This is a genomic window from Sodaliphilus sp. (assembly GCF_045598405.1).
Classification (GTDB): Bacteria; Bacteroidota; Bacteroidia; order Bacteroidales; family Muribaculaceae; genus Sodaliphilus; species Sodaliphilus limicaballi.
Window position 1 is genome coordinate 1 of record NZ_JAZLLZ010000132.1, and the last position, 21,954, is coordinate 21,954.

17 protein-coding genes are annotated in these 21,954 nt (G+C 51.4%); 10 read left to right on the plus strand and 7 right to left on the minus strand.

All coding sequences use genetic code 11. The features are described 5' to 3' along the window. Nucleotides 1-47 precede the first annotated feature (47 nt). The 4 genes from ACKI3C_RS09300 to ACKI3C_RS09315 are packed head-to-tail and all read right to left on the minus strand — an operon-like array spanning nucleotide 48 to nucleotide 3,492. Complete coding sequence (locus tag ACKI3C_RS09300; RefSeq protein WP_407404327.1) at nucleotides 48-209, minus strand: hypothetical protein; 162 nt, start codon at nucleotides 207-209, stop codon at nucleotides 48-50. 15 nt (nucleotides 210-224) lie between these two features. Further along, nucleotides 225-1,301 (minus strand): glycosyltransferase family 4 protein, encoded by a 1,077-nt coding sequence (locus tag ACKI3C_RS09305; RefSeq protein WP_407404329.1) that lies wholly within the window; start codon nucleotides 1,299-1,301, stop codon nucleotides 225-227. Continuing rightward, a complete protein-coding gene (locus ACKI3C_RS09310) occupies nucleotides 1,298-2,308 on the minus strand; it encodes a radical SAM protein (protein WP_407404331.1) in 1,011 nt (336 codons plus the stop codon). Before ACKI3C_RS09310 ends, ACKI3C_RS09305 begins: the two co-directional genes overlap by 4 nt. A gap of 8 nt (nucleotides 2,309-2,316) precedes the next feature. Beyond that, nucleotides 2,317-3,492 carry a glycosyltransferase family 4 protein gene (locus tag ACKI3C_RS09315; RefSeq protein WP_407404333.1) on the minus strand — a complete coding sequence of 392 codons (1,176 nt, stop codon included), beginning with the start codon at nucleotides 3,490-3,492 and terminating at the stop codon, nucleotides 2,317-2,319. Nucleotides 3,493-3,868: 376 nt separating this feature from the next. On the opposite strand from ACKI3C_RS09315, the gene ACKI3C_RS09320 reads away from it, so the two are divergent. The 7 genes from ACKI3C_RS09320 to ACKI3C_RS09350 all read left to right on the plus strand — a co-directional run bounded on the left by ACKI3C_RS09320 (nucleotide 3,869) and on the right by ACKI3C_RS09350 (nucleotide 14,074). Then, nucleotides 3,869-5,248 carry an alkaline phosphatase gene (locus tag ACKI3C_RS09320; protein ID WP_407404335.1) on the plus strand — a complete coding sequence of 460 codons (1,380 nt, stop codon included), beginning with the start codon at nucleotides 3,869-3,871 and terminating at the stop codon, nucleotides 5,246-5,248. A 413-nt stretch (nucleotides 5,249-5,661) separates the two neighbouring features. After that, nucleotides 5,662-6,969 (plus strand): YihY/virulence factor BrkB family protein, encoded by a 1,308-nt coding sequence (locus tag ACKI3C_RS09325; RefSeq protein WP_407404337.1) that lies wholly within the window; start codon nucleotides 5,662-5,664, stop codon nucleotides 6,967-6,969. 555 nt (nucleotides 6,970-7,524) lie between these two features. Beyond that, entirely contained in the window at nucleotides 7,525-8,223 is a 699-nt protein-coding gene (locus ACKI3C_RS09330) for a hypothetical protein (protein WP_407404339.1), read from the plus strand. A 171-nt stretch (nucleotides 8,224-8,394) separates the two neighbouring features. Next, on the plus strand, nucleotides 8,395-9,039 hold the full coding sequence (locus ACKI3C_RS09335; protein WP_407404341.1) for an ATP-binding cassette domain-containing protein: 645 nt from the start codon (nucleotides 8,395-8,397) through the stop codon (nucleotides 9,037-9,039). Further along, on the plus strand, nucleotides 9,036-10,226 hold the full coding sequence (locus ACKI3C_RS09340) for an ABC transporter permease (RefSeq protein ID WP_407404343.1): 1,191 nt from the start codon (nucleotides 9,036-9,038) through the stop codon (nucleotides 10,224-10,226). The genes ACKI3C_RS09335 and ACKI3C_RS09340 overlap by 4 nt, the downstream gene beginning before the upstream one ends. 15 nt (nucleotides 10,227-10,241) lie before the next feature. Continuing rightward, a complete protein-coding gene (locus ACKI3C_RS09345) occupies nucleotides 10,242-12,482 on the plus strand; it encodes a cation:proton antiporter (RefSeq protein WP_407404345.1) in 2,241 nt (746 codons plus the stop codon). Between the two features lie 206 nt (nucleotides 12,483-12,688). Then, on the plus strand, nucleotides 12,689-14,074 hold the full coding sequence (locus tag ACKI3C_RS09350; RefSeq protein ID WP_407404347.1) for an ATP-binding protein: 1,386 nt from the start codon (nucleotides 12,689-12,691) through the stop codon (nucleotides 14,072-14,074). 54 nt (nucleotides 14,075-14,128) lie between these two features. On the opposite strand, the gene ACKI3C_RS09355 is transcribed toward ACKI3C_RS09350, so the two are convergent. Both ACKI3C_RS09355 and ACKI3C_RS09360 read right to left on the minus strand, forming a co-directional pair. After that, nucleotides 14,129-14,884 (minus strand): alpha/beta fold hydrolase, encoded by a 756-nt coding sequence (locus tag ACKI3C_RS09355; protein WP_407404349.1) that lies wholly within the window; start codon nucleotides 14,882-14,884, stop codon nucleotides 14,129-14,131. Then, on the minus strand, nucleotides 14,884-15,726 hold the full coding sequence (locus tag ACKI3C_RS09360) for a flavodoxin (RefSeq protein WP_407404351.1): 843 nt from the start codon (nucleotides 15,724-15,726) through the stop codon (nucleotides 14,884-14,886). The genes ACKI3C_RS09355 and ACKI3C_RS09360 overlap by 1 nt, the downstream gene beginning before the upstream one ends. Before the next feature lie 1,155 nt (nucleotides 15,727-16,881). On the opposite strand from ACKI3C_RS09360, the gene ACKI3C_RS09365 reads away from it, so the two are divergent. Genes ACKI3C_RS09365 through ACKI3C_RS09375 form a run of 3 tightly spaced genes read left to right on the plus strand, consistent with a single transcriptional unit; the run spans nucleotide 16,882 to nucleotide 20,362 of the window. Next, nucleotides 16,882-17,538 (plus strand): succinate dehydrogenase cytochrome b subunit, encoded by a 657-nt coding sequence (locus tag ACKI3C_RS09365; protein ID WP_407404353.1) that lies wholly within the window; start codon nucleotides 16,882-16,884, stop codon nucleotides 17,536-17,538. A gap of 60 nt (nucleotides 17,539-17,598) precedes the next feature. Next, nucleotides 17,599-19,578, plus strand: a complete 1,980-nt coding sequence (locus tag ACKI3C_RS09370; protein ID WP_407404359.1) for a fumarate reductase/succinate dehydrogenase flavoprotein subunit — start codon at nucleotides 17,599-17,601, stop codon at nucleotides 19,576-19,578. A gap of 28 nt (nucleotides 19,579-19,606) precedes the next feature. Further along, a complete protein-coding gene (locus ACKI3C_RS09375; RefSeq protein WP_407404355.1) occupies nucleotides 19,607-20,362 on the plus strand; it encodes a succinate dehydrogenase/fumarate reductase iron-sulfur subunit in 756 nt (251 codons plus the stop codon). A 211-nt stretch (nucleotides 20,363-20,573) separates the two neighbouring features. Here the strand turns inward: ACKI3C_RS09375 and mscL are convergent, their stop codons facing one another. Further along, complete coding sequence (mscL, locus tag ACKI3C_RS09380) at nucleotides 20,574-20,996, minus strand: large conductance mechanosensitive channel protein MscL (protein WP_407404357.1); 423 nt, start codon at nucleotides 20,994-20,996, stop codon at nucleotides 20,574-20,576. Nucleotides 20,997-21,954 lie beyond the last annotated feature (958 nt).

Below are 21,954 nucleotides of genomic sequence, written 5' to 3' on the forward strand. Positions count from 1 at the left end.
AGTTGAGTTATCTTTTGCCATAGTAAAAATTTTTTTGGGGTTAATAATTATTCAACTGAAGTTTTCCCACCATAGGGATCTTCATATTTCACTTTGCGGCCTTTGTGTATCGCATATACCACGACAACAACAGCTCCAATAATTGCAAGTTCGGGTGCAGAAACTGTCAACCCAGCTGCGCCAACAGCAAGCCCGGCGCCTAAACTCATCTTGCTTGAAATTAATTACAGGATTTTTGTTATCTGCTCGAATGTGTCGGTGGCGATTTTTTTCCAGGTGTAGTGGGTGAGGTCGTAGGTGGGGCGGTGGGGGTGGCTGAGTGCGTTGGCTATGGCTTGTGCCAGGGTGTGGGGGTCGCGTGGCTGGACGTAGGCTTCGTCGGGGAGGTCGATGAGGCGTGTGGCAGGGATGTCGCTTGCCACGATGGGCAGGCCGAATGACATCGCTTCGAGCAGGGCGATGGGGAATCCTTCGCTCAATGAGGGCAACACGTAGAGGCGGGCATGGCTGTAGAGCTGACGCAACATCTCGCCTTGGACATATCCTGTGAAAACGACTTTGCCTGCGGTGTCGTGGCTGCGCATGAGGCGTGCGTAGGAGTCGTCGTGGTCGCTTGCTCCGGCAATGACGAGTTGCCCTACCTGCGGCAGCGTGTCGCACGCCTGCACGAGGTAGTCAAGGCCTTTCTCGGGCGACAGGCGTCCCACGGCAAGGACGTAGTCGCCTGGCACGATGCCGTGCTCGCGCAGCAACCGGGTGTCTTGCGAGGGGGTGACGGGGTCTATGCCGTTAGGGATATACACTGCCTTGCGTTGCGCCCACTGTGGCTGGTGCTCCATGACGAAGCGGTTGACGAAGATGATGCGGTCGCTCCAGCGCATGGCAAGTTTCTCGCAAGCGCGCAGCAGCAGTTTGCCCACGCGGCCCCACTTGTCGTGCTCATAGTTAGTGCTGTGATAGGTGAGCACGGTGGGCAGCCGCAGCAGTTTGAGCAGCGGCATCACATAGCCGGGGCCGAAGTTGTGAACATGCACCACGCTGGGCCTGTGCAAAGCGATGTGAACGACACACAGCAGCGTGTGCAGCACTGCTTCAAACCCCTTGATGCGTGTAGATGGCAGGTCAACGAACTCAATGCCGGGATAGCTGGCCCGGGATTGCTCGTTGAGGTAAGGCTTGCGGCGATACACTCTCACGTTTACTCCCTGCATGAGGGGATAAAGGTGAGCGCAATGAGCCTCTACCCCACCCTGCACGCCGGGAAACCCGCGTGTGCCTATCACCGCTATCGTCCTTGTCACGCTTCCCACGAGATATCCTTACCGCGCGCGATGCGCCACTTGTTCTTTAAAATCCACATGATGGGAATCCACGGGCGGCGCACCATGTCGTGTCGCTCTGTGACGATGAAGGCGCAGTTGCGCTTGCACTGCTTCACCTTCTCCATTGCCTCACGAGCCTTGTCGCTGGCAAGTATTTCCTCGATGGTGTTGTCCTTGATGTTGCCCATCACCCATTCCTCGCCACTGCCGTTACAGGGCGACACATTGCCCCAGGGGTCGATGAAATAGAAGTCGGTCAACGCTCCGCAAGCGGGGCGGTAGCCTGCCTCGTCGCCACGCAGGCGGCGGTGGATAGAGCGGTTGAAGAATGCGCGGCCGTAGTCTTTGAGCCTGGCTTTGAGCGTGCGTCGCTTGCTGGTGAGCAGGGCGCGCACAAAGAGCTCGTGCTGGCGCAGCGCTTCCTCGCTCTCCACCTGGTTGTCGTCCTTGCGGAAGTACCACGAGTTGTGCACGGCGCTGGTGCCCAGTTCCACGTCGAGGGCCACGCACAGCTCATAGAGCGACAGCAGGTCCTGGTAGTTGTCGGGCGAGATAACTACCGAGAAGCCAATGTTCTTGCACTTGGTCTTCTTGAGTTCAAGCATGGTGCGCAGCGCGTGGTCAAAGCCGTTGTGCAGGCCGCGCTTGCTGTCGTTGATGGCAGGCAGTCCCTCCACGCTCACGCGGATGAGTATGTCAGGATATTTGTTGGCAAGAGCCACAATCTTGTCGGTATTGTAGCCGTTGGTGCTCAATTCGAGCAATGTGGCCTTGGGGTGCAGTATCTCAAAGATGCGGTCAATGTCCTTGCGCAGCGTTGCCTCGCCGCCAGTGATGTTGATGCGCAGCCCGTTGGGCATTTTCTCATATAATGAAGCGTCAATCTCCTCCTTGGGATGAGTGGGATGCTGCCAGATGTTGCACATGTTGCACTTGGCATTGCACCTGAAAGTGGTGATCACGCTTGCTTGTTGGGTTGTTTTCATCTACGTGTTTATTTGCTTGAATAGATAGTCATTAATCGTTTATAATGAGTCTCGGGTGCAAAGCGCTGCTGTGCCTCGCGGGCAATAGCCTCGTGGTCCCAAGGTTTCTTGATGATGTGTATCAATGCGTTTTCCCAGTTGCCGTAGCGATCGACAATGACGCCATTGCTGTCGTTGAGGAGTTCGGGGATTCCGCCCATGTGCGAACCAAGCACCGGAGTACCGGCACACAGGCTCTCGATGACGCTCAACGGGTTGTTTTCATACCACTGCGACGGCACCACCGACGCATGCGCGCCCTGCAACAGCTGTGCCACACTGGCCGAGTCGAGGTGTCCCAAGAACTCTATGTTGCTGCACGATTTGTATCGCTCACGCAGAGCCACCTCGAGCGGTCCCGTGCCTGCAACCTTAAAATTGACATAATTCACACGCGACACGACCTCCAGCACCTTGTCCAAGCCTTTCTCGGGCGAGAGTCGTCCCACGTAGCACAGATAATTGCCGCGCTGCTGGGCAGTAGCAGGCATGTGAGTGATGAAGTTGTTGAGGACCACGATTTTGCCGGGATCAAATCCTGCCTTGCGCATCATGTGTGCCATGAACTCACTGGGGCAGATAAATGCATCGGTATATCGTTCCAGCGTCTTGCGGTTCCACTTCACTGCCTCGATCCACGCCACCGCGCTTGCCACTAGCGAGCCCTTCATGCAGCGATTCTCGAGCACGTTGCGTTTGTTCCCGGTCACGCACAGCGTGCAAGGGGTGCCGTCATGCAGGCATGTGTAGGCCGGGCACACGAGTTTGTAGTCGTGCATGGTCCACACCACGCGGCATCCGTGCTCATGAGCCAGACGGGCAATCACAGGCGACAGATAGGAATGGATGTTGTGCAGATGCACCACGTCGGGGTTGAAGGCGTGCAGCATGGTCGTGAACGATGACTTCACGTCGCCACATCCCATGGTGCGGCACAGGGCTTTGACCTTCGCCCCCACACCACCGGCAAACGACACCTCGCTGGCAAAAGCACTCATCGACTCCGGCTCAACGTTTTGCCCATATTGCATGGCAAAAACCGCCACGTCGTGACCAGCCGCTCGCAGCAGCCGCTCGGTGCCCATTGTCACCATGCAGTCGCCACCGCGAGGATAGTAAAACTTATTTACCAGCAGTATTCTCATTGCATAATATATAACGTGACGCAACCGTTTTTATTGCCCGCTAGGCATCATGTGCCAAAAATTGTTCCTATGCACGATGATTACGCATGATAATTCCTATTTTGCCATTTTTTTACTATCTTTGCAAAACAATAAACTATTTAATCAAGTTTATTTAGCAAGTGATTATTAATTTGCAACTATATCTCCAATAGTTTTTTTTGCGGACTCCCCGCACAGATTTCACGGGTCTCGAAGATTTATAATTGGAGAAATTTATATATTTAATAAAATTCATCAGTGAAATCTGTGAGATCCGCGCGGGGAACACCATTGCTGAATAGTTACTTTAAATCACTACAACTGAACAAACTATATACTTTCAAAAAAAATAAATATGAAAAAGTTTTTTATCTTGTTAGGTTTGTGCGCCTTTGGCACAGTATCAGCCTTGGCACAGCAAGCAAAGTATGTGTTCTACTTCATAGGCGACGGCATGGGCCTCAACCAAGTGAACGTGACCGAGCTGTACCTGGCAAGCCTGGAAGGCCGCATCGGCATTGAGCACCTGGAATTTGCCGATTTCCCCTATTCGACATTCGCAACCTCGTATGCCTCCAACACCGACGTGACCGACTCGGCCGCAGCCGGCACAGCACTAGCAACAGGGCACAAGACCAAGAGCGGCATGCTAGGCATGACAGCCGACTCGGTGGCGGTCAACAGCATTGCCTATTGGGCAAAGCAGAGTGGCAAAAAAGTGGGCATCTGCACCAACGTCATCATCGATGATGCCACCCCTGCCGCATTCTACGCTCACCAAACCAATCGCGGCCACTACCACCCCATAGGCATGCAGATGGCCGAGTCAGGATATGACTACTTCGCAGGCTCCGACTTCCGCCGCCCGGTGGAAAACGGCGTTGACCTCCACACCGTGTGCGCCGACCACGGCTACACCTGGGCCTACGGCTATGACGAAGCAAGAGCAAAATGGCAAAGCGCCGAAAAGCTCATCATGGTTCAGCGGAAAGACCGTCCCAGGGACATCCCTTACACCATTGACCGCACCGAGCAAGACCTCACCATGTCGCAGATCGTTGAAACCGGCATCAACATGCTCATGAAGAACAACAAGAACGGTTTCTTCTTCATGGTTGAAGGCGGCGCAATCGACCACGCTTGCCACGGCCGCGACGCGATGACCACTATCAAGGACGTTATCGACTTCAACGAGTCAATCAAACTCGCCATCGACTTCTACAAGAAGCACCCCAAGGAGACGCTCATCGTTGTCACTGCCGACCACGAAACCGGCGGCATCGTGCCAGGCAACGGACCCTACCACCTCAACCTCGACCTGCTGCAACACCAAACATGCAGCACCGATGCCGTGACCGAGAAACTCAACAACCTCAAAAGAAACCGCATGAGAAAAACATGGGACGACATCAAGGCCGTGTTGAGCGAAAGTTACGGTCTCTTCACCAAGGTGAAACTCTCGGAAAGCGAGGAAAACACCTTGCACGAAGCCTACGAGGCTGCATTTGAAGGCGATGCCAAGGAGGAGAACTGGTACAGCACCAACTCGGCACTTGCTGCCAAGGCTCGCGACCTGCTCAACCGCAAAGCCGGCATCTCATGGGCAAGCGGCTCACACTCGGGAGGCTATGTACCCGTGTTCACCATTGGTGTGGGTGCCGAGAAATATCACGGACGCCTCAACAACATCGACATCCCCGAAATCACAGCAAAAATAGCAGGCTATAGAAAGTAACATAAGTTTTGACTGTGAATAACTATTCAGCAATGGGACACCCCTCGCGGATCTCACTGATTACACTGAATTTGATAATAACTGAAAGAAATTAAAATAATTAGAATAATTTCTTATTCAGCTTAAATCAGCAATCTATTGTTTTTTTGACATAAGAACAAAAGAAATAATTTTTTGTGGATTTTTAGTTAATTTCAAGCGAAGCGCCCTTTTTCTCTTAGATTGTATGAAAAGGTGATGGCACTGCGCTTGAAATACTCTGAAAATTAACTACAAATATATAATTATTGTTGATTTTTTTCGTGAGATCCGTTAGATCAGTGCGGGGATATTACCCAAAATACCATTGCATAGTTACTTACTATGATTTTTGTAAAAAGAAAGGTTCCATTAATACTAAAAAATTTATCAATATGACAAGCAGCAAACCGTCGGCCAAGGACTTGCTAATCCAAGCGTATAAATATTGCATGCACGGCGTGTGGCATGTGGAGGACGGCGGCCATCTCAACAAGATAGTGAAGGCAGCCAACCTGGCAGTGCGCTGCTTCCTGAACAAGGAAGTGCAGGAACGCGCCTGCTCGCTCACCTACCGCACGATATTGTCGCTTGTCCCCGCCCTGGCGATGCTGTTTGCCATAGCGCGCGGCTTCGGTTTCCAGAACCTTGTGCACGGCCAGCTCATGGGATACTTCCCGGCACAGCAGGAAGCACTGGAGATGGCAATGAAGTTTGTCGATAGTTACCTGCAACATGCCAGCAGCGGTGCATTCGTGGGCATAGGCCTGCTCATGCTGGTCTATACGCTCGTGAATCTGATGAGCAGCGTGGAGACAGCGCTCAACAAGATATGGGGCATCACAGTTGACCGCCCGCTATATCGCAAGGTCACCGACTACACCGCCCTGTTCCTGTTTATTCCCGTGTTTCTGATATGTTCGGCAGGTTTGTCAATCTTCTTCTCCGAAATGATGCAGCGGGTGATCCCCGTTGACGTGTCGCCCGTTGTGGAGCGCATACTCAAGGTGATGCCAGTGCTGCCCGTGTGGTTCATGTTCACATTCGCATTCTGGATCATTCCGCACACCAAGGTGCACTTCCGCTACGCGTTGATCTCGGGCGTGATATTCGGCACGCTCTATTTCGTGCTGCAATGGGTATTCATTGCCGGCCAGATGATGGTCTCGAGCTACAATGCCATTTACGGTAGTTTCGCCTTCCTGCCGTTGCTGCTGTTCTGGATGCAGCTGTCGTGGATGCTTGTGCTCATGGGCAATCTCATGACCTACGCCCTGCAAAACATCTATGGCTTCAACTATACTCATCACGACGACATAGGCAGCATCTCGCAATGCTATCTAGACGAACTCACCATCATGACGCTAGCCCTCATTGCCCGCCGGTTCAAGAGCGACCAGGCTCCCATCGGCAAGCAAGACTTGAGCGGAGAGGAATACAACATACCGCTCGTGCTGGTTGACCGCGTGCTCAAGCGATTGCTCGACGCTCATCTTGTGCACCGCGTGATTGTTGACGACGAGACCGAGGCCTACCAGCCAGCGTTTGCACTCGAACTGCTCACCCTCGACATGGCGAGGAAACGCCTGTCGCACCTGGGCAGCAACCGGTTTCTCACCATTGCCGACACCAAGTTTGCCCAAGGCTATGCCATGATAAAAGACGCCCCCGGCACAACACTCATCACCCAACTACTCGACTGACACAACTACCCAGCACTATCGTCATCTCACCTTATAGTGCGACCCCGCAAGGGACGCCGATAGATTGTCTTATCATCCGCAGGTCGGTGGACCTGCGGTTAACCATAGTCACGACCCCTCACGGGGTCTAGGTCATCGTGTAATCAACGTAATTCTATTTGACCTATATGCCTTACATTATAGTGCGAGACCTCAACGAGGTCGTAACCTTTGTTAACCGCGGATCCACCGACCTGCGGACAGCATAGATGCCTCAGGGATGCGTCCCCTACGGGGTCGCACAGATAGAACAAGCAATACACCTATATTGCAACTCCCTCCTAGTTCTCTATGCCTCTGTGGGAGAGTTTTTGGTCCAAATTTCTTATTTCCTGGCGAGACACTTTTTAAACAAGACACACTAATATATTATACTACAATTACATACCACACAAAAACCCAAATATCTAAACTGTTAAATTAGGTAAAAACGCGAAGTATCGATGTAACTTTTTGCTTCTAATGTAGTCCAAATCACAAACGAACAAATTTATTAACTTTTAAATATTTTGCGTTATGAGAACTTTCAGAACTTCATTAGCAGTAATGCTCGCAGTCCTCTTTGCAAACTCACAGGCATTTGCAATGTCGGTAGAGCAGTCGAGAAACGAAGCCTGGTTCCTGACCGACAAAATGGCTCATGAGTTAAGGCTTTCAAGTTATCAGTGGGACGACGTTTACGAGGTAAACTATGACTTCTTCCGTGCACTGGGCAGCGTGTACTCTAGTTACACCAACCTCGAGTATAGCCGAGAGCAAAAGTTAATGTACATCCTCACCGTCAGCCAGTGGAACGAATACCGCCGCATCACTTATTTCTACAACCCCGTTGTAGCAGTAAACGGCAGTTGGACTTTCAGAATCTATAATCACTATGCCTACGACAAGTTCTTTGACAGGAATCACGCAGTGGTACACAGCTACACCGGCAACCACAGCAACAACTCAAACTACTATCACAACAGGCATGTGACTACCAACCAGGGGAACCACTACGGTAACTATAACAACAACGGTAACCACAATGGCAACTATAACAACATGGGAAATGGCAACAATCACAACAACAGCCACAACAACATGAACTATGGTAACAACGGCAACCGCAACAACAATAACAATAGTAACCACAACGGAACCCTTGCAAGCCGCACTCCCAGCACTGGCAATAGCGCAAGCAGCCACGTGACCCAGAACACCAGCCGTCGCCACTAATCAAGGCACGGCATCGCAAATAGCCCGAGCGGCCCTGCCACACTCGAACGGCGGGGCCGCCTTTTTGCTTTCATACATAGCAGCGCAACCGCCATGCATGAAAAAAAGTACCCGTTTTCGTTTCGCTTTTCAGCAATATGCAGTAACTTTGCAAATCAAATTTACACATTAATGAAAAAAATAGAACTCATCAATATGCTGCCGGCCGTGTTTGCTGGGCGTGAAGACACCGGCAGCGACGTGTGGCTACGCAATGTGACGTTTGAGCGCGGGCGCAACTACCTCATCACTGCCGAGAGCGGCACTGGCAAGTCGTCGCTGTGCAGCTACATCTATGGCTACCGCAACGACTTCAGCGGATCGCTCCTGCACGACGGGCGCGACGTGAACACGCTCACCGTGGAGCAGTGGTGCCGAGTGCGTCGCGAGAGCATCGCCTATCTGCCGCAGGAACTGCGACTGTTCCCCGAGCTCACCACGCTCGAGAACATCATGCTCAAGAACCAGCTCACTGGTTTCAAGACCGAAGCGCAAATCATGGAAATGCTCGAGATGCTGGGCATACCCGAGAAGGCGCATAGTGCCGTGGGACGGCTATCGATAGGGCAGCAGCAGCGCGTGGCCATCGTGCGCACACTGTGCCAGCCTGCCGACTTCATCATGCTTGACGAGCCGGTGAGCCACCTCGACGAGACCAACAACCGCATCGTGGCACAGCTAGTCACCGACGAGGCTCGACGCCAGGGGGCTGGCATCATTGCCACATCGGTGGGAAATAATGTGATGATTAACGTTGACAAGGAACTGAAGTTATGAAATTGATATGGAAACTGTTGCGCAAGCACATCAGTGCATCGCAACTCATCGGGTTCTCGATAGCCAACCTTGTGGGACTCACCATCGTGATCCTCGCCGTGCAGTTCTATGGCGACGTGGCCCCCGTGTTTAACGACGAGGAGAGTTTCCTCAGCAAAGATTACCTCGTGATCACCCGCAACGTGACCGGCACCGGTGCGCTGCTGGGCAACACCGGCGAGTTTGACGAACAGGCGATCGCCCACATCGAGGCACAGCCCTGGTGCCGCAAGGTGGGCCGATTCACCGGCAGTGACTTCTCGGTATATGCCTCCATGGGGCTTGCCGGCGACCGTGCCATGCGCACGCAGTTCTTCTTCGAGTCGATACCCAGCGACTTCATCGACGTCAACGACGCACAGTGGGAATGGGACGCGTCGCGGCCCGAGATACCGGTGATCATCTCGCGTGACTACGTGGCACTCTACAACTTCGGTTTCGCCTCGTCGCAGGGTCTCCCCAAGATAAGCGAGAGCCAGATGAGCAAGATTCCGCTAGCGTTTACCCTCACGGGCAACGGCCTGAGCGAGATGCTGCCGGGACGCATCGTGGGATTCTCTAACCGCCTCAACACCGTCATCGTGCCCGAGGAGTTCATGCAGTGGGCCAACGCCCGCTACGGCACCCATGGAGCCAAGCAGCCGCAACGACTCATCCTTGAGGTGAACAGCCCCGGCGACGTGAAGATCGAGGAATACATGAAGGAAAAGCGATATGACGTGGCAGGCGACAAGATGTCGTCGAGCAAGGCCAATTATTTCCTTGTCCTCATCATAGGCATCGTCATCACCGTGGGCATCATCATCAGCCTGCTGTCGTTCTTCGTGCTCATGTTGAGCATCTACCTGCTGCTGCAGAAGAACACCCGCAAGCTCCAGGACCTGCTCCTGCTGGGATATTCGCCTGCCGAGGTGTCCAAGCCCTACATAGGCATGGTAGTGGCAATCAACGGCATCGTGCTGGTGCTCGCCATCGTGCTCATGCTCGTGGCGCGCTGCTACTACATGGACATGCTCAGCGTGTTCGGCACCGTGGGGTCAGGAATCGGCATGTCGCTGCTTGCAGGTGCGGTGATCATGTCACTCATCACCGCAGGTAACGTGATTGCAATCAAGCGCAAGATCGCATCCCTGTGGCGCAATTCATAAATCAGCTTTACAACTATGAACGAAGAAGCAATAAACAGCCTGATAGGCGACCTGGCTCTGATCTTGATGCTCGGAGCTGTAACGACAGTGCTGTTCAAGTGGCTCAAGCAACCCGTGGTGCTGGGCTACATCGTGGCTGGTTTCATAGCCAGTCCGCACTTCGCCCTGGTTCCCAGCGTGACCCATGGCGAGAACATCGAGTTCTGGGCGCAGCTGGGCATCATCGTGCTGCTGTTCTCGCTGGGACTGGAGTTCAGTTTCAAGAAACTGCTCAATGTGGGTGGTTCGGCAGTCGTCACGGCTGGTATCATCGTGCTGGGCATGATAGGATTTGGTTTCATCGTGGGCAAACTTCTGGGGTTCGGGCTCGTCGACAGCCTGTTCCTGGGAGGAATGTTGTCGATGTCATCCACCACTATCATTCTCAAAGCGCTCACCGACCTCAACATGCGTCAGCGCAGGTTTGTGCCCATGATTTTTGCCGTGCTCATTGTCGAGGACCTCTTTGCCGTGGTGCTCATGGTGGTGCTGTCGAGCGTGGCAGTGAACCGCACCGTAGAGGGCGGGCAGATGCTGGGCAGCGTGCTCAAACTGTCGTTCTTCCTCACCATGTGGTTTGTGGTGGGTATTTTCGTCATACCATTGCTATTCAAGCGGTTCAAGCGCCTCATCAGCGACGAGATGATGCTCATCATCAGCATGGGCCTGTGTTTCCTCATGGCCGTCTATTCAGTCCATTCGGGATTCTCGCTGGCGCTGGGCGCGTTTGTCATGGGGTCAATCCTGGCAGGCACCATCGAGGGCAAGCGCATCGAGCGCCTCGTGTCGCCCATCAAGGACCTCTTCGGGGCTGTGTTCTTCATCTCGGTGGGCATGATGGTTGACCCAGCCGTGATAATGCAGCATGCCGGCACCATCACTCTGCTTGCAGCGGTAGTGGTTGTGGGCATGATCACATTCGGCACCTTCGGCATGCTTGCCACAGGCCAGCCACTCAAGAATGCCGTGCAGAGCGGTTTCGCGCTCACGCAGATAGGCGAATTCTCGTTTATCATCGCGTCGCTGGGAACATCGCTGGGAGTGCTCAATGCGTCCACCTACCCCATCATCGTGGCTGTCTCGGTGATCACCACCTTCACCACGCCGTTCTTCATCAAGAGAGCCGACCCTGCCTATGAAAGAATCAAACGACTCTTGCCTCGCAACTGGAACCGTGCACTGAACGGATATAGCAAGACAGCGCGCACAGCCGAGATGCCAGAGTCGCGCGAGATATGGCGCAACGTGGCTAAACGATATTTCATCAGGCTGCTGCTCTACTCTGTGATGACGTTTGCCATTATTATGATCAGCGGCGAGTATCTGTGGCCAGTGATCGACGATAACGTACACGAGTTCTTCGACGAGTTCTTGTGGGCGGTGATCACATTCGTCTTTGTCATCCCGTTCCTCTACGGCATCATGGCGCCAGGCATCAAGAGCGAGGAGCGCGAGCGGCTGCTGGCGCTCTCGGGCAAGGTATCTTATGTGCCGCTCGTGGTGATGAGCTCGTTCAGCATCCTCGTCAACACCATTTTCATTCTCGTCATCCTCAAGGGCGTGTATCCCAGCCAGGTGGCCCTTGTGGCATCGGTGGCAATCGCATTAGTGATCCTGCTGCTGCTCACGCCCGTCTTGAAAAAGCGTGTCTCTATCATCGAAAAAAACTTCATAGGCAACGTGAACGAGCGCGAGAACCGACGCACGGGGCATGGGCACACGCTGGTGAGCGACCTTCACATAGCATACATCACGGTGGGGCACAAATGCCCGTTTGCCGGCGACACGCTGCGTGAGGCCGACCTGAGGCGCAAGTATGGAGTCAACGTGGTGAGCATCGAGCGTGGCGGAGCGCAGTACCCTGTGCCCAAGGGCGACATGCGTGTGTTCCCTGGCGACACGCTGGGAGTGATAGGCACCGAGGAGCATATCGAGCACATGCTGCCCATCGTCGAGGCCGAGGAAGAGAAAGTGCCCACTGGCACCAGCGAGTCACGCTTTGCCAGCTACGTCTTGTCGCAGACTTCGTCGCTCGTGGGCAAAAGCCTGCGCCGGGCAAGGTTGCGTGAAGACCACAACGCACTGCTTGTGGCGGTGGAACGCACCGGCAACGACGGCGACACGCAATACCTATCTCCCACTCCCGACATTGTTTTCGCCCCAGGCGACATACTCTGGCTAGTAGGATCTCCCAAGAAAATCAAAGCCATCGTGTAATGGCAATTTCTAGCTGTTCCAGCTGCCGTCAGCTCGACCTAGCAATGGAGAACAGGCAAACAAGGTCACAAATGTTTTCCTGTCCAAGGCCGCATTTTTCACACATCAGGTGGCAATTATGTGATATTTGTCACATTTTTCGGACCTAAATTGTGAATTTACAAAAAATTTCAACTATCTTTGTGCCATAATAAAAACAAATCATCATGATAGTAAAACGAGAAATCCTCACAAAGTTAGAAGCATGGAAAAACGAACCGGATCGTTCTCCGCTTATAATTCAGGGTGCAAGACAGATAGGTAAATCTTGGACTGTAGCCGAGTTCGGACGCACCATGTACAAACACACTGCAATCTTCAACTTTGACAAACAAGAAGAACTGAAACACATCTTTGAAAAGACGAAAGATGCAAAAAGAATTCTAGGAGAACTGGAACTTTATACCGACGTGCCACTACTTAAAGAGGATACTCTTATCTTCTTCGATGAAATACAAGAATGCAAGGCAGCACTAAACTCGCTTAAATACTTCAAGGAAGATGCTCCTGAATATCATATTATTGCAGCTGGATCACTACTCGGTGTTGCTGTAAACCAAAAAAGGACAAGAAATAACACAGATAGAGATAACAATTATCACAATGAGACATTTCCTGTAGGCAAAGTCAGTTTTCTGGAAATGTACCCTGTTACATTCCGCGAATACCTTCGTATGAGCGATGCCACTCTTATGCAGCAAGCAGAATCACGAATGACCGAATTGGAACCGCTTCCAGAAATTCTCTTCAACAAACTCTCCGAGCAATTCCGGCGATTCCAAATTTGTGGAGGACTACCAAAGCCTTGCAGTGACATGCTTGACGGCGCAGGAATAGCAAAGATTGAAAACGACCTAACAGAACTACGTAAGTCATATGAATATGATTTTACCAAGCATGTCGAAGCAAAAGACATTCCTCGCATCAGGGAAATATGGAGAAGCATACCCTCTCAGTTATCTCGTGAAAACAAGAAATTTATTTTCAGGGTTGTAAGAGAAGGAGCAAGAGCTCGAGAGTACGAATCGGCTCTTGACTGGCTAGTACTCTCTGGAATGGTTTATCGCATATATCTTACCGAAACACCAAGATTACCTCTCAAACATTATGAAAACACTACAGCGTTCAAAGTGTATATGCTAGACCAGGCAATACTTCGCACTATGGCAGAACTTCCACCCGAAGCGATTGTTGCAAAGGGGGATCTTCTTAAAGAATTTAAGGGTGCGATGGCTGAGAATTTTGTGCTCAGCTCTTTATTGACACAAGGTTTCTTCTCTCCACACTACTGGACTATCTCTGGAAATAAAGCCGAAGTGGATTTTTTGATTCAAGACGGCATTGAAATTCACCCAGTTGAAGTAAAAGCAGAAGACAACATCTCAGGACAAAGTTTCAAGGTATATCAGGAAAAGTACTCCCCGACATTAAGACTGCGCTTCTCCATGAAGAATCTCAAGGTCAACGGAAACATTCTTAACATCCCCTTATTTTTATGTGACTGGCTCAAGGACATTCTTGAATTTCCAAAGACAAAGGAGATAGGAGGATAATGTTTCACCATCGCGCACAAGCGAGTATGTACAGTGCAAAGCGGGGCTGCGGAGTCAGTACTTGCACTTTTTGAAATAATCAATCAAAATTTCGCCCATCTTGGGGTTATGCCAGATGTAAGAGCCGTGGTCACCGCCTGGTATAAAAAGAGCCTCGCCGTGAGGCAGATATTTGGCGATGAGACGAGTGTGCTCGGGCAGAATGAGGTCATGCTCGCCAGCACACACCAGCACTGGCACCTGGATGCGCTGCATGTCGGCATGCGTGAGATTGGGTTCGAGATACATCATCTTCACTAGCGGAGGCATGCTGTCAGTGTTCTCATGAGTTCCGAAGATGTCGGTAAAAACTTTGGGGTCAATGGCATTTTGAGCAGTGATATTAGCACCGCTGGTCACGATGAGCGAGCAAGTGCCGGGGTAGCGGCTTTCAAGCGAGAGTGCAATGTTTCCGCCATCGCTCCAGCCATAGACGGCAGGTTTCTCAATGCCCTTGGCCTTGATGAATGCCAGCACATCCTCGGCCATGTCGTCGTAGTGATACTCGGGTAGCGGCGGGTTGGCGCCCTGACCGCGAGAGTCGAGGGCATAGACCATGTAGCCCGCTTGGGCGAGCTGGCGCTGTGCCGTCTCAAGGTCATTGTGACTGCCGCCGTTGCCGTGGATCAGAATCACGGGCTTGCCTTTGCCCTCGGCCGCATAAAACAGCCGCTGGCCGTTAACCTCGATAGTGTCGGTATAACTCTGGTAACTGCTGCACCCTGCGAGTGCCAGCGCAGCCATTGCTGCTAGGATTGTCTTTGCTCTCATCATCTCACCACTTGTGTGAATTCTGGTTTGGACCCTTCGTCAAAGCCCACGGTCACAAATACCTGTCCCACGACGTTCTTGCCGTCTTCGTCCTTGCTGTTCACGGTGTACATGTAGTCGGTCGAGGTGTCGGTGGTGCGGGTTGCAACAGCCACAGGTGTGCCCAGCGGGAACGGGTAATCGCCGCATGCCTGGTCAAAGATAGCCTTCTCCTCGCTGGTTACCGGATGATCCTCCATGAAAGCTGGCAATGGGGTGACATAACCCTCCTTGAACTCATGCTCAATGAGAAAACGCTCCACTTCGTCGTGGATAGCAGAGATGCGGGCGTTGCGCACGCCGTAGCCCTCCATCACCACTTTGGCGCCAGGAAGAGCCTTGGCCAGGTCGGCAGTGCTCGACTGAAGGCCGCCGCTGCCGAAAGTGCAGAATGTCACCACCTTTTTGTCCTTGAAGTCAACAGCCTTCACCAGCCCGGCAATGGGGCGGGCATAGGTGCCGAACCACACAGGATAGCCCAGGAAAATCACGTCATACTTGCCCAGGTCGGCTTTGATAGGCTTGACGGCGGGAACCTCTCCTGTTTCCATCTCCTTCTTGCAGCGCTCTATGGTCTCGTCGTAGGTGCCATTATAGGGGTTCTCTAGCTGGATTTCCTCAATGTCGGCATCCAGCTGGCACTGAATCTCGCGAGCCACCGAGTCGGTAGCCCCAGTCTGCGAGTAATACAGCACAAGAATTCGGCCAGGCTCCATGCCATTCTCGCCGTCATTGTTTTCTCCGGTAGAGTTGCAAGCCACTAGAACCAAAGCAGCCAGCATGATAGATAATATTTTCTTCATAATCAAGTCTTTAAGGTAGTTTAATAATTACAGAAAAATTGTAGTCACACAAAAATATAAAAAATACCTCTAACCACAAAACCCCGCACAAAAAAAACATCATTAGGAACATAATTGCTAAAACTTTTTGTAACAAGAGGATGTTGACGAAGAATATTTTTTTGATAATTTTTAGTTGATTTCAAGCGGAGCACCTTTTCTTTTAGGTTATCTGCAACTAATTCCTATTTAAGTGATGGCGCTGCGCTTGAAATTTACTGAAAATTATTCTAATTTTTGCCTCTCGGGGAACTCGCAGAACTCGGGGAATTTTTTCTCACGCAGATTACGCAGATTGCACAGATTTGTAACTATTCAGCAATGGTATTTTGGGTAATATCCCCGCGCAGATAACACTAATTTAATAATAACTGAAAGAAATTAAAATAATTAGAATAATTTCTTATTCAGTTAAATCAGAGCAATCTGTTGTAACTATACTACAATAGATTTTTTTTGCAGAGTCCCCGCGCGGATCTCACTCATACATGATTTTGTAATGAGAGGCTGAAAGCCGACACGCAGAACGCAGTTCTGCACATAACCCTGTCCTAACTGAGCGCAAGCGAAGGCAGGGCAGGGTAAACGCGATACACTATACTGCGGTTGAAGACCGCAACCTTGCACGTTTCAAGGTAGCGGTTTTCAACCGCGCGTTTTGTCACACTTCACACCCCCACCGGCAGCCCGCAGGTCTGCGACCAGCGGGTAACCAAAGTTACGACCTCCCTGAGGTCTAAAAAATCCACTATATATATTTTCAATGAAAAAATCAGTGTTATCAGTGAGATCCGCGCGGGGAGTTCCATTGGTGAATAGTTACATAGAACCCACCTGAAAATAATTTCTATTAATTTTGGATAATTTCTTTCAGTAAAAAATCTTTGTGTCCCCAGTAAAAAACCACTGTGTCCTCCGTGCCTCTGCGGGAGATTGCCTTTCGTTTATTTATTCTTGAATTTTTTCCGTAATTAGTTTGCAAGTAACATCGGAATTTGGTAATTTTGCAAAATAAAATGCGGTTTTGTGTCCTGTTTTTTGCAAAACCGCGATAAACTATTGAAAATAAAACAATTAAATAATAACTAAATTAATAACTTTTTTACAAAAACTACTATGTGGTTAATTAATTCATCTGTAGGACGAAAAGTTGTGATGAGCCTTACCGGTCTTTTCCTCATTCTTTTCGTTACATTCCACGCGGTGATGAACGCCGTAGCCCTCATCAGCTTCGAGGCTTATGAGAAGGTGTGCGAGTTCCTCGGCGCTAACTGGTATGCACTCCTGGGCACAGCGGCAATCGCTGGCGGCGCAGTGCTTCACATCATTTATGCTTTCTGGCTCTCAATGCAGAACAAGAAAGCTCGCGGTGGCGACGCTTATGCAGTAGCCAAACGCCCCAAGAACGTAGAGTGGGCTTCGCAGAACATGCTGGTGCTCGGCATCATCGTTTTCTGCTTCTTCGTGCTCCACTTGTATCACTTCTGGGCTAAGATGCAGCTCCCCGAGATGATGGGCGATCATCCCCTCGCTGGCAAGGCTGCTCTCGAGGCTGTGTTCGGACAGGTATGGGTTCTTCCCGTTTACCTCGTGTGCTTCGTGGCTCTGTGGTTCCACCTCACACACGGTTTCTGGAGCGCTTTCCAGAGCCTCGGTACTGCCAACGAGAAGTGGATTTGCCGCTTCAAGTGCATCGGTTTCGTGTGGTCAACCGTTGTGATGGGCCTTTTCGCTGTTGAGGCTATCTACTTCACTTGGTTCTTTGCATTCTGATGAGATTGCTGAGTGTATAATCATTTAAACTGAATTAAAATGGAAAACAAAGATATTTTCATGCCGGCAGCCGACTCTAAGATCCCAGAGGGTCCCGTTGCTGAAAAGTGGACCAACTATAAGGCTCACCAAAAACTCGTGAACCCCGCCAACAAGCGCCGCCTCGACATCATCGTCGTGGGTACAGGCCTTGCTGGTGCATCGGCTGCATCAACACTGGGCGAGATGGGCTTCAACGTGCTCAACTTCTGCATCCAGGACTCACCCCGCCGCGCTCACTCTATCGCTGCCCAGGGTGGTATCAATGCTGCTAAAAACTATCAGAACGACGGCGACTCGGTTTACCGCTTGTTCTACGACACCGTGAAGGGTGGTGACTACCGCGCTCGCGAGGCCAACGTTTATCGTCTTGCCGAGGTGTCTAACAATATCATCGACCAGTGCGTGGCACAGGGCGTTCCTTTCGCCCGCGAGTATGGCGGTCTCCTCGCCAACCGTTCATTCGGTGGTGCTCAGGTGAGCCGTACATTCTATGCCAAGGGTCAGACCGGCCAGCAGCTCCTGCTCGGCGCTTACTCTTCACTCAACCGCCAGATCGAGGCAGGCAAGGTGAAGAGCTTCAACCGCTATGAGATGCACGACGTGGTTATCATCGACGGCCGTGCTCGCGGTATCATCGCCAAGAACCTCGTCACAGGCAAGCTCGAGCGCTTCGCTGCTCACGCTGTCGTTATCGCTACCGGCGGTTATGGCAACACTTACTTCCTGTCAACTAACGCTATGGGCTGCAACGTATCGGCTGCTATGGCTTGCTACCGCAAGGGCGCATTCTTCGCTAACCCCGCTTACGTTCAGATCCACCCCACTTGTATCCCCGTGCACGGCGACAAGCAGTCAAAGCTCACTCTCATGTCAGAGTCACTGCGTAACGACGGCCGCATCTGGGTTCCCAAGAAACTCGAAGACGCCAAGAAACTTCAGGCTGGTGAAATCAAGGGTAGCGACATCCCCGAGGAAGATCGCGACTACTACTTGGAGCGCCGTTATCCCGCCTTCGGTAACCTCGTTCCCCGCGACGTGGCTTCACGTGCTGCCAAGGAGCGTTGCGACAAGGGCTTCGGCGTGAACAACACCGGCAAGGCCGTGTTCCTCGATTTCAGCGAGGCTATCGGCCGCCTGGGCATCGACGTTGTGCGCCAGCGCTACGGCAACCTCTTCGACATGTATGAGGAAATCACCGACGTTAACCCCGGCGAGTTCGCCAAGAACATCAACGGCGTTGACTACTACAACCCCATGATGATCTACCCCGCTATCCACTACACAATGGGCGGTATCTGGGTTGACTACGAGCTCCAGACCAGCGTTAAGGGTCTGTTCGCTATCGGTGAGTGTAACTTCAGCGACCACGGCGCTAACCGCCTCGGTGCATCAGCCCTCATGCAGGGTCTCGCCGACGGTTACTTCGTTCTCCCCTACACCATCCAGAACTACCTCAGCGACCAGATCACCGTTCCCCACTTCTCAACCGACACTCCCGAGTTTGACGAGGCCGAGAAGAAGGTACAGGCCAACCTCGACAACCTCATGGCTATCCAGGGCAAGCGCTCTGTTGACAGCATCCACAAGGAGCTTGGCAACGTGATGTGGGACTACGTGGGCATGGCACGCACCAAGGAGAGCCTTGAGGCTGCACTCGCCAAGATCAAGGACATACGCAAGGAATTTGAAACCAACCTGTTCATCCCCGGCACTCAAGAAGGCATGAACGTCGAGCTCGACAAGGCATTCCGCCTGCGCGACTTCATCACCATGGGCGAGCTCATCGCACACGATGCACTCACTCGTGAAGAGAGCTGCGGTGGTCACTTCCGCGAGGAGCACCAGACCGAAGAGGGCGAGGCTAAACGCGACGACCAGAACTACTTCTACGTTTCTTGCTGGAAGTATGAAGGCAGCGACAATGTTGCTCCCTCATTGCTCAAGGAGAAACTCGAATATGAGGCAATCAAGGTTCAAACCCGTAACTACAAGTCATAATATTAACTTTTGTAACACCTAGATTATAATGGATACTAATATAAGCTTCAAACTCAAAGTTTGGCGTCAGGCAGGTCCCAAGGAGAAAGGTCAATTTGTGACTTACGACATGCAGGACATCCCCACTGACACATCGTTCCTCGAGATGCTCGACATCCTCAATGAGCAGCTCATCGAGAAGGGCGAGGAACCCATCGTATTTGACCACGACTGCCGCGAGGGCATCTGCGGTATGTGCTCACTCTATGTGAACGGACATCCCCACGGCCCCGCTACCGGCGCTACCACTTGCCAGCTCTACATGCGTCGCTTCCACAACGGCGAGACCATCACAGTTGAGCCCTGGCGCAGCGCTGCATTCCCCGTGATCAAGGACCTCATGGTAGATCGCAACGCCTTCGACAAGATTCAGCAGGCTGGCGGTTACGTTAGCTTCAACTGCGGCGGCGCCCAGGATGCTAACGCACTCCCCATCAGCAAGGTTGCTGCCGACGAGGCCATGGACAGCGCATCTTGCATCGGCTGCGGCGCTTGTGTTGCTGCCTGCAAGAACGGCTCGGCTATGCTCTTCGTTTCGGCCAAGGTGAGCCAGTTCGCTCTCCTGCCCCAGGGACGCGCCGAGGCAAAGAAGCGCGTGAAGGCTATGCTCAGCAAGATGGACGAACTCGGTTTCGGTAACTGCACCAACACCGGTGCTTGCGCTGCCGAGTGCCCCAAGAACATCAAGCTCAGCAACATCACTCGCCTCAACCGCGAGTTTGTTATGGCTAAGTGCACCGACTAAATCCTGATTGCGGAAACTATTCTCTCACGACATCTCCCACCGAGACGCAGAGAGAAAAAATCCGCGAGCAACAACCTAAAAAAAGCGGCACAACCCCACACGTGGAGTTGTGTCGCTTTTTTTTACTACTTCTTAAGCGTTACTATTCAGCAATAACTTTTTGGAATCTGCACGAAGATATTACCCGAAATTGCTGAATAGTTACATAGCTTTACTGCTTCTTGAGCAAGTCGCGAATCTCGGTGAGCAACTTCTCCTCGTTGCTGGGTTCGGGAGCAGGAGCGGGAGCCTCTTCTTTCTTCTTGTTGAGCTTGTTGATACCCTTAACCATGAAGAAGATGCACAGCGCGATGATGAGGAAGTCAATGATGTTCTGGATGAAAGCGCCATAAGCAAACACCGCAGCGCCAGCCTCCTGTGCCTCGGCGAGAGTCTTGAAGCTACCCTCACCCAGGTTGATGAACATATTAGTGAAATCAACACCGCCAGTGAGCTTGCCCACGAGAGGCATGATGATATCGCCCACGAGTGAAGTCACGATCTTACCGAATGCACCGCCGATGATAACACCGACAGCCATGTCCATTACGTTGCCCTTAACGGCAAACTCCTTAAATTCTTTTACGAAACCCATAATGTCGTTTTTGTATAATTAATTAGTTATTAAATAAATTCCAGCAGCACGAAACCACGCAACACGCATCGCATGCAAGTGATTCAACATGCAAATTTCCCAAAAATCTCGCTAAAATGCAAGAAAAAGCACATATTTTTCAAGCAATGCACATGAAATTTGTTGCAAAATTGTTGCAGAAACACATGTCCGTCATGACAACAACGCGAAGACCTCGCCTGAACCCACACTCTATCCCTCTCCCACAGAGACCACAGAGAGAAAAATATATTGCTGTCCGGTTAAAGTTTCGAGAGTTGTACTAACTTATCCAAACACTGTCAGTTACAACACTTTGGTATAACCGGGGCTTGCTATAGAAAAAAAAGAAAATGATTTTTTTAGTTTATATGGCTCACGCCCAAAACCGTGCTCAAGGGAGTGAGCAGCGGAAAGTGGGCAAAGCCCGTGCCGCGACCAGCGAACCTCCCTTAAAATGGAGGACTCTGTCCTCAAAATGATAATACACTATCTATGAGGTAATTCAATTTTGCTTGCAGAGCAAGCTATTATCTAAGCGAAGCATAAAAATCATAATAAAAAAATTTTCTTTTTTTTACCGGACAACAATAATTTTCAACGAAAAAAATCAGTGAGTTCAGTGAGATCTGCGCGGGGAGTTTCATTGCTGAATAGTTACAGATGTTGACGAAGAATAATTTTTTGTTAATTTTTAGTTGATTTCAAGCGAAGCGCCTTTTCTCTTAGGTCGTATTTAGGCGGTGGCGCTGCGCTTGAAATACACTGAAAATAAGCATAAAAATCATAATAAAATATAGGCTCAGTAGATATTTTCCGTGGCAATCCACAGCACTGATTACCCAAATATCAGAGTGCAACGGTAGAGATAGAAGGGTAAGTCACGCACGCCTCTTAGCTCAGAGCGGAATCCCTTCATTTTTGAGTTGAGAGACTCCGC

Excerpts from the sequence above, each read along its gene's own strand:
- ACKI3C_RS09300 (WP_407404327.1), bottom strand. The coding sequence starts at position 209 with ATGAGTTTAGGCGCCGGGCTTGCTGTTGGCGCAGCTGGGTTGACAGTT.
- ACKI3C_RS09310 (WP_407404331.1), bottom strand. The coding sequence starts at position 2,308 with ATGAAAACAACCCAACAAGCAAGCGTGATCACCACTTTCAGGTGCAAT.
- ACKI3C_RS09315 (WP_407404333.1), bottom strand. The coding sequence starts at position 3,492 with ATGAGAATACTGCTGGTAAATAAGTTTTACTATCCTCGCGGTGGCGAC.
- ACKI3C_RS09320 (WP_407404335.1), top strand. The coding sequence starts at position 3,869 with ATGAAAAAGTTTTTTATCTTGTTAGGTTTGTGCGCCTTTGGCACAGTA.
- ACKI3C_RS09325 (WP_407404337.1), top strand. The coding sequence starts at position 5,662 with ATGACAAGCAGCAAACCGTCGGCCAAGGACTTGCTAATCCAAGCGTAT.
- ACKI3C_RS09330 (WP_407404339.1), top strand. The coding sequence starts at position 7,525 with ATGAGAACTTTCAGAACTTCATTAGCAGTAATGCTCGCAGTCCTCTTT.
- ACKI3C_RS09335 (WP_407404341.1), top strand. The coding sequence starts at position 8,395 with ATGAAAAAAATAGAACTCATCAATATGCTGCCGGCCGTGTTTGCTGGG.
- ACKI3C_RS09340 (WP_407404343.1), top strand. The coding sequence starts at position 9,036 with ATGAAATTGATATGGAAACTGTTGCGCAAGCACATCAGTGCATCGCAA.
- ACKI3C_RS09345 (WP_407404345.1), top strand. The coding sequence starts at position 10,242 with ATGAACGAAGAAGCAATAAACAGCCTGATAGGCGACCTGGCTCTGATC.
- ACKI3C_RS09350 (WP_407404347.1), top strand. The coding sequence starts at position 12,689 with ATGATAGTAAAACGAGAAATCCTCACAAAGTTAGAAGCATGGAAAAAC.
- ACKI3C_RS09355 (WP_407404349.1), bottom strand. The coding sequence starts at position 14,884 with ATGAGAGCAAAGACAATCCTAGCAGCAATGGCTGCGCTGGCACTCGCA.
- ACKI3C_RS09360 (WP_407404351.1), bottom strand. The coding sequence starts at position 15,726 with ATGAAGAAAATATTATCTATCATGCTGGCTGCTTTGGTTCTAGTGGCT.
- ACKI3C_RS09365 (WP_407404353.1), top strand. The coding sequence starts at position 16,882 with ATGTGGTTAATTAATTCATCTGTAGGACGAAAAGTTGTGATGAGCCTT.
- ACKI3C_RS09370 (WP_407404359.1), top strand. The coding sequence starts at position 17,599 with ATGCCGGCAGCCGACTCTAAGATCCCAGAGGGTCCCGTTGCTGAAAAG.
- ACKI3C_RS09375 (WP_407404355.1), top strand. The coding sequence starts at position 19,607 with ATGGATACTAATATAAGCTTCAAACTCAAAGTTTGGCGTCAGGCAGGT.
- mscL (WP_407404357.1), bottom strand. The coding sequence starts at position 20,996 with ATGGGTTTCGTAAAAGAATTTAAGGAGTTTGCCGTTAAGGGCAACGTA.